This is a genomic window from Pseudomonas sp. BF-RE-22 (assembly GCF_019956155.1).
Classification (GTDB): Bacteria; Pseudomonadota; Gammaproteobacteria; order Pseudomonadales; family Pseudomonadaceae; genus Aquipseudomonas; species Aquipseudomonas migulae.
In genome coordinates this window covers 60,500-76,543 of the sequence record NZ_JAHBDD010000008.1, presented here as the reverse complement: position 1 = coordinate 76,543, position 16,044 = coordinate 60,500, and the positions used below count along the sequence as shown (strand labels likewise).

Below are 16,044 nucleotides of genomic sequence, written 5' to 3'. Positions count from 1 at the left end.
CCAACCGGGCGCCGCCGTCATCATTTTCTGGAGGGGTTTATGACTGTTTCAACCACCAAGTCCATTCCCAAAATCGGCCGCGGTGCGCGCAAGAGCCTGTCCACCGACCCGACCCGGCTGGTGAGTTTTGCGCCGATGTTCGACGGTGCCAGCATGCCGCTGGTGTGCCGCCCGGCAGTGCCTGGTGTGAGCCTGGTGGAATGGGCGACGGAGAATCGCGCCCTGATCGAAAGCAAGCTGCTTGATCACGCGGTGATTCTGTTCCGTGGCTTCCAGGTGGCCGACATCGCCGAATTCAACCGCTGCGTGGCGGCGATTTCCGACGGCGCCCTGGAGTACCTGTTCCGCGCCTCGCCACGGACCCAGATCACCGGTCAGTTCAAGATCTACAGCTCCACCGATTACCCGGCGGCGGAGAAAATCTTCCCGCACAACGAGCATTCCTATTCGCCGGTGTTCCCGCGTCACCTGTACTTCTACTGCGACACACCCTCGACCACCGGCGGCGAAACCCCGTTCGGCGACACCCGCGAAATCCTCGCGCGGATCGACCCGGCCGTGCGCGAGGAGTTTCAGCGTAAACGCATCATGTACGTGCGCAACTACGGCGACGGCATGGGGCTGCCATGGCAAACCGTGTTCCAGAGCGAAGATCGCGGCGAAGTCGAAGCCTACTGCGCCAAGATCGGCATTCAGGCCGAGTGGAAGTCCGGCAATCGCCTGCGCACCCGGCAAAACGGCCCGGCCATCGTGCGCCATCCGCTGACGGGCGAGCGCATCTGGTTCAACCACGGCACCTTCTTCAACGCGCTGACCCTGCCGGACAGCATCCGCGACAACCTGCTGCGTGAATTCGGCCCGCTGGACCTGCCGCAAAACACCTTCTTCGGCGACGGCTCGGCCATCCCCGACGACGTCATCCGCCACCTGCAAGGCATCTATCGCGACGTGATGGTCGAGTTCGCCTGGGAGAAGGGCGACGTGGTCCTGCTGGACAACATCCTCAGCGTGCATGCGCGCAACGAATTCACTGGCTACAGAAAAATCCTCACGGCCATGGCCATCGCGCAGAAAAGCGCCGACCTGGATCAGGAATAAGGACCCTCGACATGAACACCACCGCCCTCGAACCTTCGGTAGACGTTTTCCAGACTTCGGCTCAGCAGGCCTTTTATTTGCGCGCTCAGGAACTGGGCGGACAGCCGCTGTTCGCCGCCTTGACCGTGCCGGTCGCCCAGGCTGTGGAGGCGCAGGCATTGCGCGCGGCACTGGATGAACTGGGCCAGCGCCATGAAACCCTGCGCACGGTCTATCGCCGTTTGCCGGGGATGAAATGGCCGGTACAGAGCCTGTGCGATGAGTTGCCGGTCGCGTTGCTGGGTCGCGTGTCTTCGCTGGATGAAGCGCTAAACCGCAGCCGTGAAACCCTGACTGAGGCGTCGGATCGGGTGCTGGTGGTGGCGTCAGTGGAAACCACGGACGGTCAGCATTTCGTCACGTTGCTGGCGCTGGCCAGCAGCCTCGACGAAGCATCGCTGCGGGTGCTGTCGGCGGAGCTGGCGAGCCTGTTGCGCGGCGAAACACTGGCCGACAATCAGGAAGACTTGCAGTACCTGGATTACACCGCGTGGCAGGAAGAACTGCGCGAAGAAGACATCGGCCATCAAGGCGCCGCATTCTGGCGCAACCTGCAACAGCAGTTCGCGCAGGCCCATCATCTGCCTTTTGAAAAGGCCGTTGGAGTGACGCTGGCTCGCCATCAGGCGACGCTTGATGACGCGGCATGGTTGGCCGATGTGCAACGGCTGGCCGCCGCTCAGGGCGTCGAAGCGCAGCGCGTGGCGTTGCTGTTGTGGAGCGCGTTTGTGGCGCGCATCGGCAATCAGGAAAAGTTGCTGATGGGCTGGGAAGTGGCGGGGCGCAACGAGCAGACCGAAGCGACCCTCGGGCGTTTCGCCCGCCGTTTGCCAGTAGCGTTTGATCACCGCAGCCACGAAACCCTGGCGCAAGCGCTGGCCTCGTTTGCTGGCAACGTCGAGCAATCGCTGTCCTGGCTCGACTGCCTCAACGAGTTTGAACTGAGCGCCGAAGTCGCGACGCCGCTGCGTTATGGCCTGGTGTATCAGGCCGATGCCGACGCGAACATTGAAGTGGACGATGCCAACCCGGAAGTCCTGCGCCTGCGGGTTCAAGGCGAACAGTTGCAGCTGTCGTGCCTGGCCGGCGCGGTGCCCGAGTCGATGCTGGCAGCGTGGCTGGAACAGTTTGTCGAATTCAGCCGCCAGTTGCTGACCTCGCCCGAGCTGACCCTGGGCCAGGCCACTCAGGTCAATGCGGTGCAACTGACCCGTTTGATCGAAGACTTCAACCCGCTGGCCGCCGAGCAGGCACTGCCGCATCGCTACCTGCAAGATCTGTTCACCGAACAGGCACGCCTGCATCCGCAGCGCATCGCCGTCAGCGTCAATGGCCAACGCCTGAGCTACGCCGAACTGGATGCACGCTCCAACCAGGTCGCCAATACCCTGCGCGCCCAAGGCGTGGCGCCGGATGAAATCGTCGCGGTCTACGGCCAGCGCTCGCTGGAAATTGTTATTGCACTGCTCGGCACACTCAAGGCCGGCGCCGCTTACCTGCCGCTCGATCCGAACTACCCGATCGAGCGTCTGGCGTTCATGTTGCAGGACGCCGCTGCGCGTCAGGTGCTGGCCTGTCAGCCGCTGCCGGAAGCGTTACACGGCGAGCGGGTGATTTCGCTGATGCCGCAGGCCGAAGTCTGGTCCGCATCGCAGGAACAGCCAGCCCCGCTGGGCGACAGCGCCCATCTGGCCTACGTGATTTACACCTCCGGCTCCACCGGAAAGCCCAAGGGCGTGATGATCAGTCACGTTAACGCGGTGGCCTCGACCCTCGCACGCAGCGCGTTCTATCGTCAGCCGTTACGCGCGTTCCTGATGCTCTCGTCGTTCTCCTTCGACAGCTCGGTGGCCGGGGTTTTCTGGGCGTTGGGGCAGGGCGCGACCCTGTGCCTGCCGGACGAAGACAGCTACAAGGACCCGGCGCTGCTGGCGGCGCTGATCCAGCGTGAAGAGGTTTCCCACTACCTGACCTTGCCGTCCTACCACGCGCAGATTCTCGAACACCTCGAAAACCCGGCGCTGGCGTGTGTGATTGTGGCGGGCGAAGCGTGCAGCAACGCCCTGGTCGCACGTCATCGCGAGGCCTTGCCGCAAGTGGCACTGGTCAACGAATACGGCCCGACCGAAGGCACGGTCTGGTGCTCGGCGTGGGAACTGCCGCTCGGTCAGGACGACGACACCATCCCGATTGGCCAGCCGATTCCGGGGATGCGCATTCACGTGCTCGGCCCGGACTTGATGCCGGTGGCCGTGGGCGTCGAAGGTGAGCTGTATGTCGGCGGCGCCGGCATTGCCCGAGGCTACCTCAAGCGTGCCACGCTGACCGCCGAACGTTTTGTGCCCGACCTGTTTGCGAAGCAGGCCGGTCAACGCCTGTACCGCACCGGCGACCTCGCACGCTACCGCGCCGATGGCGTGCTGGAGTACCTCGGCCGGGTCGATCATCAAGTGAAAATCCGTGGCTTCCGCATCGAACTGGGCGAGATCGAATCCGCCATGCGCAGCGCCCCCGGCATTGAAGAGGCCGCCGTCATCGCCCGTGAAACGCCGACCGGTCCGCAACTGCTGGGCTTCGTGATTTCCCCGGCCGACACCGCCGACATCCGCCTCAACGAATTGCGCAGCCACCTCAGCGAAGCGTTGCCGGAGCACATGCAACCTGCGCGCTTGCAGGTGCTGGAACGTTTCCCGCTGATGCCCAACGGCAAACTCAACCGCCAGGCCTTGCTCGACCTCGACGTGCGCCGCAGTGCCTTCGTCGCCCCGCGCACCGACCTGGAAAAAGTCCTGGCGGCGATCTGGGCCGAAGCGCTGCACGTGGAGCGGGTCGGCGTGCACGACAGCTTCTTCGAGCTCGGCGGTCACTCGCTGTTGGCAACGCGGATTCGTGCGCGGATTCAGGAAGAACTGAACCTGGCGATCCCGCTGAAGCTGTTCTTCGAGGGCGACACCCTGGAACGCCTGGCGGCGGAAATCGAGCAGTTCCGTCAGCACAGTGAACACAAAGAAAACGATGTAGACGCGCTGGAAGCGTTGTTCGACGAAGTGGATGAGGAACACACGCGATGAGTGTTGCACCGGACAGAATGATGACCCTGGCCCAGCGTTTCTGCGGCTTGAGCCTGGACGCGCGGCGTGCCTTGCAAGAAAAGATGCACGCGCAAGGCCTGACCCTTGAGCTGCTGCCGATCCCGCCACGGGACCCGGCGGTCGACACCTTGCCGGCGTCGTACGCGCAGCAGCGCTTGTGGTTTTTGTGGCAGATGCAGCCACAGGCGACCGCGTACAACCTGACCGGTGCCTTTCGCCTCAGCGGTGAGCTGAACCGCGCCGCGCTGGCGCAAACCCTCGCTGCGCTGGTGCAGCGTCATGAAGTGCTGCGCACCACCTTCGTGTTCGATGAGCAGCAGGTGCTGCAAAAAATCCACCCGCAGATGGACGCGCCGCTGGTCGAGGCAAACGCCGCCGACGACGCCGAACTGCATCACCAGGTCGGCCTCAACGCCGAGCAGCCATTCGATTTGCAGCACGGTCCGCTCATGCGCTGCCGGTTGATCCGCCTCGACGCGCAGCAGCATGTGCTGGTGCTGACGTTCCACCACATCGTCACCGACGGCGGTTCGCTGCCGATCCTGTTGCAGGAATTCACCCAGCTCTACGCGCAACTCAGCGCCGGGCAAGCGCCGCAGCTACCGGAGCTGGGCATTCAGTACGCCGATTTCGCCCGTTGGCAGCGCCTGTGGCTGGAGGCCGGCGAGGCCGAGCGTCAGCTTGCTTACTGGCGTGAACAATTGGGCCGCGAGCACCCACAGCTGAACCTGCCGGCCGACCGTCGTCGCCCGGCGATCCCGAGCCAGCAGGGCGCCAGCGTCGAGCTGAATGTGCCGGCGGCCCTGGCGTCTGCTCTGAAAGATCTCGCCCGTCGCGAAGGCTGCACGCTGTTCATGGTGTTGATGGCGTCGTTGCAAACCCTGTTGCATCGCTACAGCGGCGAACGGGACATTCGCGTCGGCGTGCCGATTGCCAACCGTACCCGCCAAGACGTGGAAAACCTGCTGGGCTTTTTCGTCAACACCCAGGTGTTGCGTACCCAGCCCCATGCCGACCAGCCATTTTTGCAGTTGCTGGCCGAGGTCAAGGCGGCGGCACTGGGCGCGCAGGCGCATCAGGATTTGCCTTTTGAGCAATTGGTCGATGGCCTCGATGTCGAACGCAGCCTGAGCCACACGCCGTTGTTCCAGGTGATGTTCAACCACCAGCGCGAAGCCGGCGGCGAACAGCGCTGGGACTTGCCGGGCCTGAGCGTCGAGCCGTTGATCTGGGATGAAAAGACCACCAAGTTCGAGCTGATGCTTGACACCGTGGAGAGCGACGACGGCATCCACGCCTCGTTCGTGTACGCCACCGAATTGTTCGACGCTTCGACCATCGAGCGTCTCGGTCAGCATTGGCTGAACTTGTTGCAGGCGATCTGTGCCGACGGCTCGGTCGCCTTGGCCGACCTGAACATGCTCGCCGCAACCGAGCAGCACGCCACGTTGCTGGACTGGAACCGCAGCGCCGCTTCGCAGGCCACGAACACGCTGTGCGCGCATCAACTGATCGAAGCCCAGGCCGCCGCGCACCCGCACAACATCGCGGTGACCTGCGACGGCGCGACCCTCAGCTACGCGCAACTGAACCAACAGGCCAACCGCATCGCCCAGCGTCTGCGCGAGCGCGGTGTCGGGCCGGATGTGTTGGTGGGGATCGCGCTGGAGCGGTCGCTGGAAATGATCGTCAGCGTGCTGGCGATCCTCAAGGCCGGCGGCGCGTACGTGCCGCTGGACCCGGAATACCCGCAGGATCGTCTGGCCTACATGCTGGCCGACAGCGGCACGCGCTTGCTGCTGACCGATTCCGCGCTGCTGCCGCGTTTGCCGTTGTCCGAAGGCATCGAAGTGATTTGCCTGGATCACGCCAGCGACTGGCTGAATGAGGCGTCCGTCGAGAACCTGCCGAACCTGACCCGCCCGGAAAACCTCGCGTACGTCATCTACACCTCCGGCTCCACCGGCAAACCCAAAGGCACCTTGTTGCCGCACAGCAACCTGACCCGCCTGTTCAGCGCCACCGAACACTGGTTCGGTTTCAACGCGGACGATGTCTGGAGCCTGTTCCATTCCTACGCCTTCGACTTCTCGGTATGGGAAATCTTTGGTGCGTTGTTCTACGGCGGCAAGCTGGTGGTGGTGCCGCACGCCATCAGCCGTTCCCCGGAAGAGTTCGCTCGCCTGCTGTGTGATGAGCAGGTCACGGTGCTCAACCAGACCCCGTCGGCGTTCCGTCAACTGATGCCGTTTGCTTGCGCCAATGCTCAGGGCATGGCCCTGCGTTATGTGGTGTTCGGCGGCGAGGCGCTGGACGTCGCGAGCCTGCGTCCGTGGTACGACGCGTTCGATGAGCAACAGCCGTTGCTGATCAACATGTACGGCATCACCGAAACCACGGTGCACGTGACCTACCGGCCGTTGTCCCGCGCCGACCTCGACGGCGCCAACAGTTCGCCGCTGGGCGAGCCGATTGCCGACCTGCGCTGGTACGTGCTCGACCCACGCCTGAACCCGGTGGCCAAGGGTTGCGTCGGCGAGCTGTACGTCGGCGGTGCCGGTCTGGCGCGGGGTTATCACCAGCGCGCCGATCTGACCGCCACGCGGTTTGTCCCGGACCTGTTCGCCGCCGAGGCGGGTGCGCGCCTGTATCGCACCGGCGATCTGGCGCGCTATTGCGCCGATGGCAGCATCGAGTACGCCGGACGCATCGACCATCAAGTGAAGATTCGTGGCTTCCGCATTGAGCTGGGGGAAATCCAGGACCGTCTGCAAAGTCACCCGGCCATTGAACAAGCGCTGGTGCTGGCGCCCGAGATCAATGGCAGTCAACAGTTGGTCGCCTGGTTCACCGTCACCCAGGACGTCGCTGATTTGCGTCAGTCGCTGCGTGAACATTTGCGGGCCGGTCTGCCGGATTACATGGTGCCGGCGCATTTGCTCAAGCTTGATCAGTGGCCGCTGACCAGCAACGGCAAGCTCGACCGCAACGCGTTGCCCAAGCCTGATGCTGCCCTGGCGCAACAGGTTTACACAGCACCGGTGGACGACCTGCAAGCCGAGTTGGCGGCGATCTGGCAAGACGTGCTCAAGCTTGAGCGCGTGGGGATCGACGACAACTTCTTCGAACTGGGCGGCGATTCGATCATCTCGATTCAGGTGGTCAGCCGTGCGCGTCAGGCCGGGATTCGCATCACCCCGCGTGACCTGTTTCAACACCAGACCGTGCAGAGTCTGGCGAAGGTCGCGCAGCGCAGCGCCGGTCTGCTCATCGACCAGGGCCCGGTGCGCGGCGACGTGCTGCTGACACCGATCCAGCACTGGTTTTTCGAGCAGGCCATCGAGGCCCGGGACCACTGGAACCAATCGGTGCTGCTGGAACTTCGCGAGCCGCTCGACAGCGCGTGCCTGCAACAGGCATTGGCCGCGTTGCTGGAACATCACGACGCATTGCGCCTGCGATTGAGTCAAGTGAATGGCGTGTGGCAACAGGCTCAGGCCGAGCACTGGAGCAGCGCCGAATTGTTGTGGCAGCGTCAGGCTGCGAACGCCGACGAATTGCTTGAGCACTGCAACGCCGCACAGGCCAGCCTGAATTTGCACGACGGTCCATTGCTGCGCGCCTTGCTGGTGGACATGGGCGCGGGCGGTCAGCGCTTGCTGCTGGTGGTGCATCATTTGGCGGTGGACGGCGTGTCCTGGCGTCTGTTGCTCGAAGATTTGCAAACGGCCTACGACCAGGCGCGTCAGGCTCAACCTGTGCGCCTGCCGGCCAAATCCAGCGCCTATCAAGCGTGGGCGGCACGTTTGCAAACCCATGCGCAAAGTCCCGAACTGGCGAGCCAAGCGGCTTACTGGCAGCGCCAATACCACGACGTGGTGGTGGACCTGCCCGCCGATAATCCGCAAGGCAGCCTCGCCAGCCAACACGCCGTGAGCGTGGAAACCGTGCTCGACAGCACCTTCACCCGCCAACTGCTGCAAGACGCACCAGCGGCTTACCGCACGCAGGTCAACGACCTGTTGCTGACGGCGTTGGCGCGGGTGCTGGGCGACTGGACCGGCCAGCCATCGACCCTGGTCAAACTGGAAGGTCATGGTCGTGAAGACCTGTTCGACGACATCGACCTGACCCGCACCGTGGGTTGGTTCACCTCGATTTTCCCGGTCAAGTTGACCCCGGCCAGCGATTTGGCGGGGAGCATCAAGGCGGTCAAGGAACAGCTGCGCGCCGTGCCGGACAAAGGCATCGGTTTTGGCATCCTGCGGTATCTGGCGCAGGCCGGTCTTGAGGATCTGCCGCAACCGCAAGTCACCTTCAACTACATGGGCCAGTTCGATGCCAGTTTCGATGAGCAGGCACCGTGGCGCCCGGCCCGTGAAAGCGGTGGCGCCGAGCAGGGCGCTTCGGCCGCGCTGGACCGTGGCCTGAGCATTAACGGTCAGGTGTACGCCGGGCAATTGCGCCTGAGCTGGACCTTCAGCCGCGACATGTTTGCCGAGCACACCGTGCAGCGCCTGGCCGAGGCCTACGCTGGCGAACTGCAACAGCTGATCGAACACTGCCTCAGCGGTGCCGGTGGCTTGACGCCGAGTGACGTGCCGCTGGTCAGCGTCGATCAGGCGCAACTCGATGCACTGCCGCTGGCGGCGTGTGAGATCGAAAACATCTTCCCGCTGTCGCCGATGCAGGAAGGCATGTTGTTCCACAGCCTGTTCGCCCCGGATGCCGGCGCCTACATCCCGCAAATGCGCGTGGACGTGCAGGGCATCGACGTCGAGGCGTTCCGCAGCGCCTGGCAACAGACGCTGGAAAACCATGAAGTGTTGCGCGCCGCGTTCTTCAGCGAGAGCCATGGCTCGCAGCCGCTGCAAGTGATTCTGGCCAACGCCACGTTGCCGGTGACCGTGCTCGATTGGCGCAATGAAGCGGATCAGGCACACGCCCTGGAACGTCTGGTCGAAGACGATCGCCTGCGCGGTTTCGACCTGACAGCCGCGCCGTTGCTGCGCCTGACCCTGGTACAGACCGCAAACGACACCCATCACCTGATCTTCACCAACCACCACATTCTGCTGGACGGCTGGAGCACCTCGCAGCTGTTCGGCGAAGTGTTGCAGCGTTACTCCGGCGTGATGCCGGTGGCAAGCGGCGGTCGTTATCGCGATTACATGACGTGGCTGGGCGGGCGTGATCGCGCCGCGTGCGAAGCGTTCTGGCTGGAGCAGTTGCAGGCGTTCAACGAGCCGACCCGTTTGGCCGGCGCGATGCCGGGACCGGTCGCAGGGCAGGGCGACGGTCATCGCACCGTTCACCTGAGCCTGGACCGGGCGGCCAGCGAACGCCTGAGCGGCTTTGCCCGTCAGGCCCGCGTGACGCCGAACACCTTGCTGCAAGCGGCGTGGCTGTTGCTGTTGCAGCGCTACACCGGCCAGCGCACGGTCGCGTTCGGCGCCACGGTGTCGGGGCGTCCGAGCGAGTTGCAGGGGATAGAGCAGCAAGTCGGCCTGTTCATCAACACCTTGCCGGTGATCGCCACGCCGCATCCTGAGCGCACGGTCAGCCAATGGGTGGACGAGGTGCAGGCGCTCAATCTCAAACTGCGCGATGTCGAATACACGCCGCTGGCGGATGTGCAGCGTTGGGCCGGGCACTCTGGTGAGTCGCTGTTCGACACGCTGCTGGTGTTCGAAAACTACCCGGTCGCCGAGGCGCTGGAGGGCGGTAATCCGAGTGCGCTGAAGTTCTCGGGTATCAGCAATCACGATCAAACCAGTTTCCCGCTGGCCATCGCCGCCGAGCTGGGCGAGTGCCTGGACCTGCGTTTCAATTACGACACCGCGCTGTTTACCGCCGAGGCCATCGACGGCCTGAGCGAGCGTCTGGTGGCGTTGCTCGATGCCATGGTCCGTGAGCCGCAACAAGCCTTGGGTCGCCTGAGCCTACTCGACACCGCGCAGACCGAGCAACAAGTGCAAGGCTTCAACGACACCGCCGTGACCTGGCCCGACGTGCGTCCGGTCCACCTGTGCTTCGAAGCCCAGGTGCTGAAAACCCCGGACGCCCAGGCGTTGGTGTTTGCCGGTCAGAGCCTGACGTATCGCCAACTCAACCAGCAGGCCAACCGCCTGGCGCACTACCTGCGCGCCCAAGGTGTCGGCGCCGAAGTGCTGGTGGGGATTGCCGCCGAGCGTTCGCTGGAACTGGTGATCGGTTTGCTCGCGATCATGAAGGCCGGCGGCGCCTACGTGCCGCTGGACCCGGATTACCCGCGCGAGCGCCTGGAGCATATGTTCGAGGACAGCGGCGTCCACGTGCTGCTGACCCAGCGTCATCTGCTGGCGCAATTGCCGATTCCCCCCGGGACCACGGCGATCTGCCTGGACGACAGCGCTCAGCTGGTCGAAGGCTTGAGCGACGAAAACCTGCCGTGCGTGGTCGAGCTGCAATCGCTGGCGTACATGATTTACACCTCCGGCTCCACCGGTAAACCGAAGGGCGCGGCCAACCGTCACGATGCGTTGTTCAACCGCATTGAGTGGATGCAGGGCGCGTACCCGCTGGACGGTCGCGACACCGTACTGCAAAAGACACCGTTCAGTTTTGACGTGTCGGTGTGGGAGTTCTTCTGGCCGCTGATGGTCGGTGCGCGCCTTGCGGTGGCCGAACCGGGCGCCCATCGCGACCCGGCGCAGCTGGTGCGTTTGATCGAGCAATATCAGGTGAGCACCCTGCATTTCGTGCCGTCGATGTTGCAGGCATTTGTTCAGGGCGAAGGCTTTGAGCGTTGCGCCAGCCTGCGGCAGATCATGTGCAGCGGCGAAGCGTTGTCGGCGGATTTGCAGAACAGCCTGTTCCGCGTGCTGCCCGGCGTTGCTTTGTACAACCTGTACGGGCCGACCGAAGCCGCCATCGACGTGACCCACTGGACGTGCGTCGATGACGGCTCGATTAGCGTGCCGATCGGTTACCCGATCGCCAACCTGGTGACCTACATCCTCGATGACAGCCTGCAACCGCAAGTGGCGGGCTGCGTCGGTGAGCTGTACTTGGGCGGCATCGGTCTGGCGCGGGGTTACCATCGCCGTCCGGACCTGACGGCTGAGCGTTTCGTCGCCAGCCCGTTCAGTACACGGGGCGAGCGTCTGTATCGCACCGGCGACCTGGCGCGTTATCGCGATGACGGCGTGATTGAATACGTCGGCCGCATCGACCATCAAGTGAAGATCCGTGGCTTGCGCATCGAACTGGGTGAAATCGAAGCCTGCCTGCTGGAACATCCGCAGGTGCGCGAGGCGGTGGTGATCGCGCTGGATGTCGGTAAATCCAAGCAACTGGTGGCTTACGTGGTCGCCCAGTCGCTGGCACTCGATGGGCTGAAGCAGCACCTGCGCAACGCGTTGCCCGAGCACATGCAGCCGAGCCATGTGATGTTGCTTGAGCAACTGCCGGTGACGCCGAACGGCAAGCTCGATCGCCGCGCGTTGCCGCAACCCGATCAGCAGGTTGGTGAATACATCGCGCCGCGCAATGCCGTGGAGGCGACGCTGCAAGAGGTCTGGCAGGCGCTGTTCGAAGTGCCGGTCGGCATTCAGGACAACTTCTTCGAGCTGGGCGGCGATTCCATTGTGTCGATCCAGGCGGTCAGCCGTGCGCGCAAGGCCGGCCTGAGCATTTCGCCGAAGCACGTGTTCAGTCACCCGACCATCGCCGAACTGGCGACTGTCGCCCAGGCTGTGGACGCCGAGGAAGCTGCGCCGGTAGTGGCTGCGCCGGCGCTGAAAATCGAGCTGAGCGCCGCGCAATATCAGGCGCTGGCATTGACGGCAGACGAGGTGGACGACGTTTATCCTCTGTCGCCGATGCAGCAGGGCATGCTGTTCCACTCGGTGCAGGACGGCGACTCGGGGCTGTACGTCAACCAGATCGAAGTGGGCGTGCGTGGCGTTGACGGTCCGCGTTTCCTCGAGGCCTGGGCCGATGCCGCGCAGCGTCACGCGATCCTGCGCACCGCGTTCCTGTGGGAGGGCGACAAGGAGCCGCTGCAAGTGGTGCTGCGCAACGCACCGGCGCTGCTGACCGAACTCGACTGGCGCGGTCTGGATAACCAGGTCGAGCGTGTGCGCCAATTGGCCAGCGATGAACGTGAACGTGGCTTCTCGCTGAACCGTGCGCCGTTGTTGCGCCTGCTGCTGGTGCGTCTGGAAGACGACCGTTATCGCCTGATCTGGACCTATCACCACATCCTCATGGACGGCTGGAGTGTGTCGCGCCTGATCGGTGAAGTGCTGCGTCATTACAGTGGCGATGCGCAGGAGCCGGTGGCCGCGTATCGCGACTACATCGACTGGCTCGGCCAGCAAGTCGCCGAGGCCAGCGAAGCGTTCTGGAAAGACAAACTCAATGCCCTCGAAGGCGCCACGCACCTGGCCCGCGCGTTGCCGGTGAAGGCGCCGCAGGCCGGTTATCACGCGATCTATACGCACCTGAGTACCGAGCAAACCGCGCGTTTGCAGGCGTTTGCCCAGCAACAGCAAGTGACGCTCAACACCCTGGTGCAAGCCGCGTGGCTGTTGCTGTTGCAGCGCTACACCGGCCAGCGCACGGTGACGTTCGGCGCCACGGTGTCGGGCCGCCCGGAAACCCTCAACGGTTCGGAGAACATGCTCGGGCTGTTCATCAATACCTTGCCGGTGGTCAACAGCGTGCCGACCGAAGCGAGCGTCGGTGACTGGCTGCGCGAGATCCAGGCCTACAACCTCGACATCCGCGACTTCCAGCAAACCCCGCTCAGCGATATTCAACGCTGGGCCGGGCAGGGCGGGCAGTCGCTGTTCGACAGCATCATCGTTTTCGAAAACCAGCCGGTGGACCGCACGCTGCGCGAATGGAACGGCGATTCCCTGCGCTTCGAAGACGTCTCCGACTTCGGCTTGACCAGCTTCGCCATGGACTTGATGGTCAGCCTCGATGAAGGCCTGCGCATCGAGTACATGCACCAGCGCGATCAGTTCGACCTCGCCACTGTCGAAACCCTGCGCAGCCACATGGAAAGCCTGATGCAGCGGCTGTGCGACAACGCCGGTCGCGCTGTTGGCGAACTCGGTTTGCTGACGCTGGACCAGGGTCGGCAACTGGACGGCGACCTGCCGAAGCTGGCCGACGACCACGAACGGCCGGTGCACGAACTGATCCGCGAACGGGCGCGGCTGCAGCCGCAGCACACCGCGCTGGTGCTGAGCTACGCCGACCGCGACGGCGAACAGTTGAGTTATGCCGAGCTGGACCGTCGTTCCGACGCGCTCGCGGTGCACCTGCTGGAGCAGGGCGTGCAGGCCGAAGACGTGATCGGCGTGTTCATGGAGCGCTCGCTGGAACTGGTGGTTTCGCTGCTGGCGGTGATGAAGTGCGGCGCTGCGTATGTGCCGCTGGACCCGCAATACCCGCAGGAACGCCTGCGCTACATGATGGCCGACAGCGACATGCGTTTGCTGCTGACCCAGGAGCGTTTGCGTGACACGGCGCAACTCAATCCGGGCACGCCGATGGTCGCGGTGGATCGCTTGAACCTCGACGTCGAGGTGTCGGCGCCATTGCTTGATGTACACGCGGAACAACTGGCCTACCTGATTTACACCTCGGGCTCGACCGGCAAACCGAAAAGCGTCGCCGTGGCCCACGGCCCGTTGAGCATGCACGTGCAGGCGATTGCCGAGCTGTACGACATGGACCCGACCAACCGCGAACTGCATTTCATGTCGTTCGCCTTCGACGGTGCCCATGAACGCTGGATCACCGCGCTGATCAGCGGTTCGACCCTGGTGGTGCGCGACAACACCTTGTGGACCGCCGAGCAGACCCTGGCGGTGTTGCATCGTCAGCGTATCAGCGTCGCCTGCTTCCCGCCGGCGTACTTGCTGCAACTGGCCGAACACGCCGAGTTGCAGGGCGGTGATCCGCCGCCGGTGCGCATCTATTGCTTCGGTGGCGATGCGGTGCCTGACGCCACGTTCGAACGGGTCAAGCACAGGCTCAAACCGCAATACTTGGTGAACGGTTACGGCCCGACGGAAACCGTGGTCACGCCGCTGCTGTGGAAAATCGCTGCCGACGGCCACTGCGAGGCGATGTACGCGCCGATTGGCCGCCGTGTCGGCACCCGCAGCCTGCACGTGCTGGACATGGACCTCAATCCGTTGCCGGTGGGCATGGTCGGCGAACTGTACATCGGCGGTCGTGGCGTTGCGCGTGGCTACCACCGTCACCCGTGGCAAACCGCCGAGCGTTTTGTCGCTGATCCGTTCAGCCGCGACGGCGGCCGTCTGTACCGCACCGGTGACCTGGTGCGCCGCCGCGAGGATGGCGTGTTCGATTACGTGGGGCGCATCGACCATCAGGTCAAAGTGCGCGGCTTCCGCATCGAACTGGGGGAAATCGAAGCTCGCCTGCGCGAGCAAGTCGGGGTCAATGACGCGCTGGTGGTGGTTCGTGACGGCGGGCAGGGGCCGCAACTGATCGGCTATGTGGTCGCGGTTGAAGACGACGGCCTGGGCCTGCGTTGCCAGGCGGCCTTGCGTGAAAGCCTGCCGGATTACATGGTGCCGACGCAGGTCGTGGTGTTGCCGCGTTTCCCGCTGACACCGAACGGCAAGCTCGACCGCAAGGCCTTGCCCGACCCGACCTTCGAGGGCCGCGAGTACGTGGCACCGCGTACGCCGCTGGAATGGGCGCTGGCCGAGATCTGGCAGCAAGTGCTGGGCGTCGACAAGGTCGGCATCACCGACAACTTCTTCGAGTTGGGCGGCGACTCGCTGCGCACCCTCAAAGTGATCTCGAAGGTGCGGGCGCTGAACGAGCCGGGCTTCCAGTTGAAACTGCGCGACATGATGGCCAAACCGACCATCGCCGGGTTGTCCGGTGTCGATGAGCAACCGCTCAAACAGAGCCCGGAACCGTTGCTGCTGTTGAACCAGCCGGTGGACGATCAACCGGCGCTGTTCTGCCTGCACGCCGGGTTCGGCACGGTGTTCGACTACGAACCGCTGGCCCGTCGACTGGAAGGCCAGCGCACGGTGTACGGCGTGCAATGCCGCATGCTGCTCGACCGCCAGTGGCACGACACTTCGCTGCAGCAAATGGCTGCGGACTACGTCGAGGCGATCCGCCGCAAGCAACCGCAAGGCCCGTATCACTTGCTGGGCTGGTCGTTGGGCGGGGCGCTGGCGTTGATGGTCGGCGACCTGCTTGAACAGCAGGGCCAGCGTGTGGCATTCGTCGGCCTGGTGGACAGCTTTGTGCCGACCCAGGCCAACGCCGTCGCCAGTGTGGATGAGTGGCGGGCGGACCTGCGCGAGTTCCTCGGTGCAACCTTGAGCATGGATAGCGATGTCATTGCCCAGGCATTGAGTGTCGAAACCACGGGTGATCAGGACGCTGTCGCGCGGATCATTCGCACGGTGATCGACACCGAAGGCGAGCAGGCCAGCGGTTACGCATTGCTGGGGGCCGATGAGTTGGCGCAGACGTTCATGGTCAGCACGCGCTTGAAGGCGCTGTCACGGCTGGTCGAGACCTTGCCGCTGCCGCACGCCGAACTGTGCTGCTGGTGGGCCGATGGCAACCCGACGGCCGAACGCGCGACGCTGGAGCGTCAGCAACCACGGCTGCGCAAAGTGCAAACCGTCGCCGCCAGCCACTTCGATATCCTGCAACGGGATGAATGCCTGAGCGCCGTGGTGACGGCACTCGGTCGCGAGGTGGTGGCGCAGGACTAAGGTTTTACCGCGCCAAAACAAGCTCGCCCTAATGAACGGCC

Annotated in this window: 3 protein-coding genes; all 3 read left to right on the top strand. The window is 64.0% G+C overall.

The genetic code is table 11. The annotated features are described in order from the left end of the window. The first annotated feature begins 39 nt into the window (after positions 1 to 39). Genes KGA82_RS05480 through KGA82_RS05470 form a run of 3 tightly spaced genes read left to right on the top strand, consistent with a single transcriptional unit; the run spans position 40 to position 16,003 of the window. Positions 40 to 1,098 (top strand): TauD/TfdA family dioxygenase, encoded by a 1,059-nt coding sequence (locus KGA82_RS05480; RefSeq protein WP_008032309.1) that lies wholly within the window; start codon positions 40 to 42, stop codon positions 1,096 to 1,098. An 11-nt stretch (positions 1,099 to 1,109) separates the two neighbouring features. Further along, positions 1,110 to 4,208, top strand: a complete 3,099-nt coding sequence (locus tag KGA82_RS05475) for a non-ribosomal peptide synthetase (protein WP_223449830.1) — start codon at positions 1,110 to 1,112, stop codon at positions 4,206 to 4,208. Then, a complete protein-coding gene (locus tag KGA82_RS05470) occupies positions 4,205 to 16,003 on the top strand; it encodes an amino acid adenylation domain-containing protein (protein WP_223449827.1) in 11,799 nt (3,932 codons plus the stop codon). The genes KGA82_RS05475 and KGA82_RS05470 overlap by 4 nt, the downstream gene beginning before the upstream one ends. Positions 16,004 to 16,044: the final 41 nt, after the last annotated feature.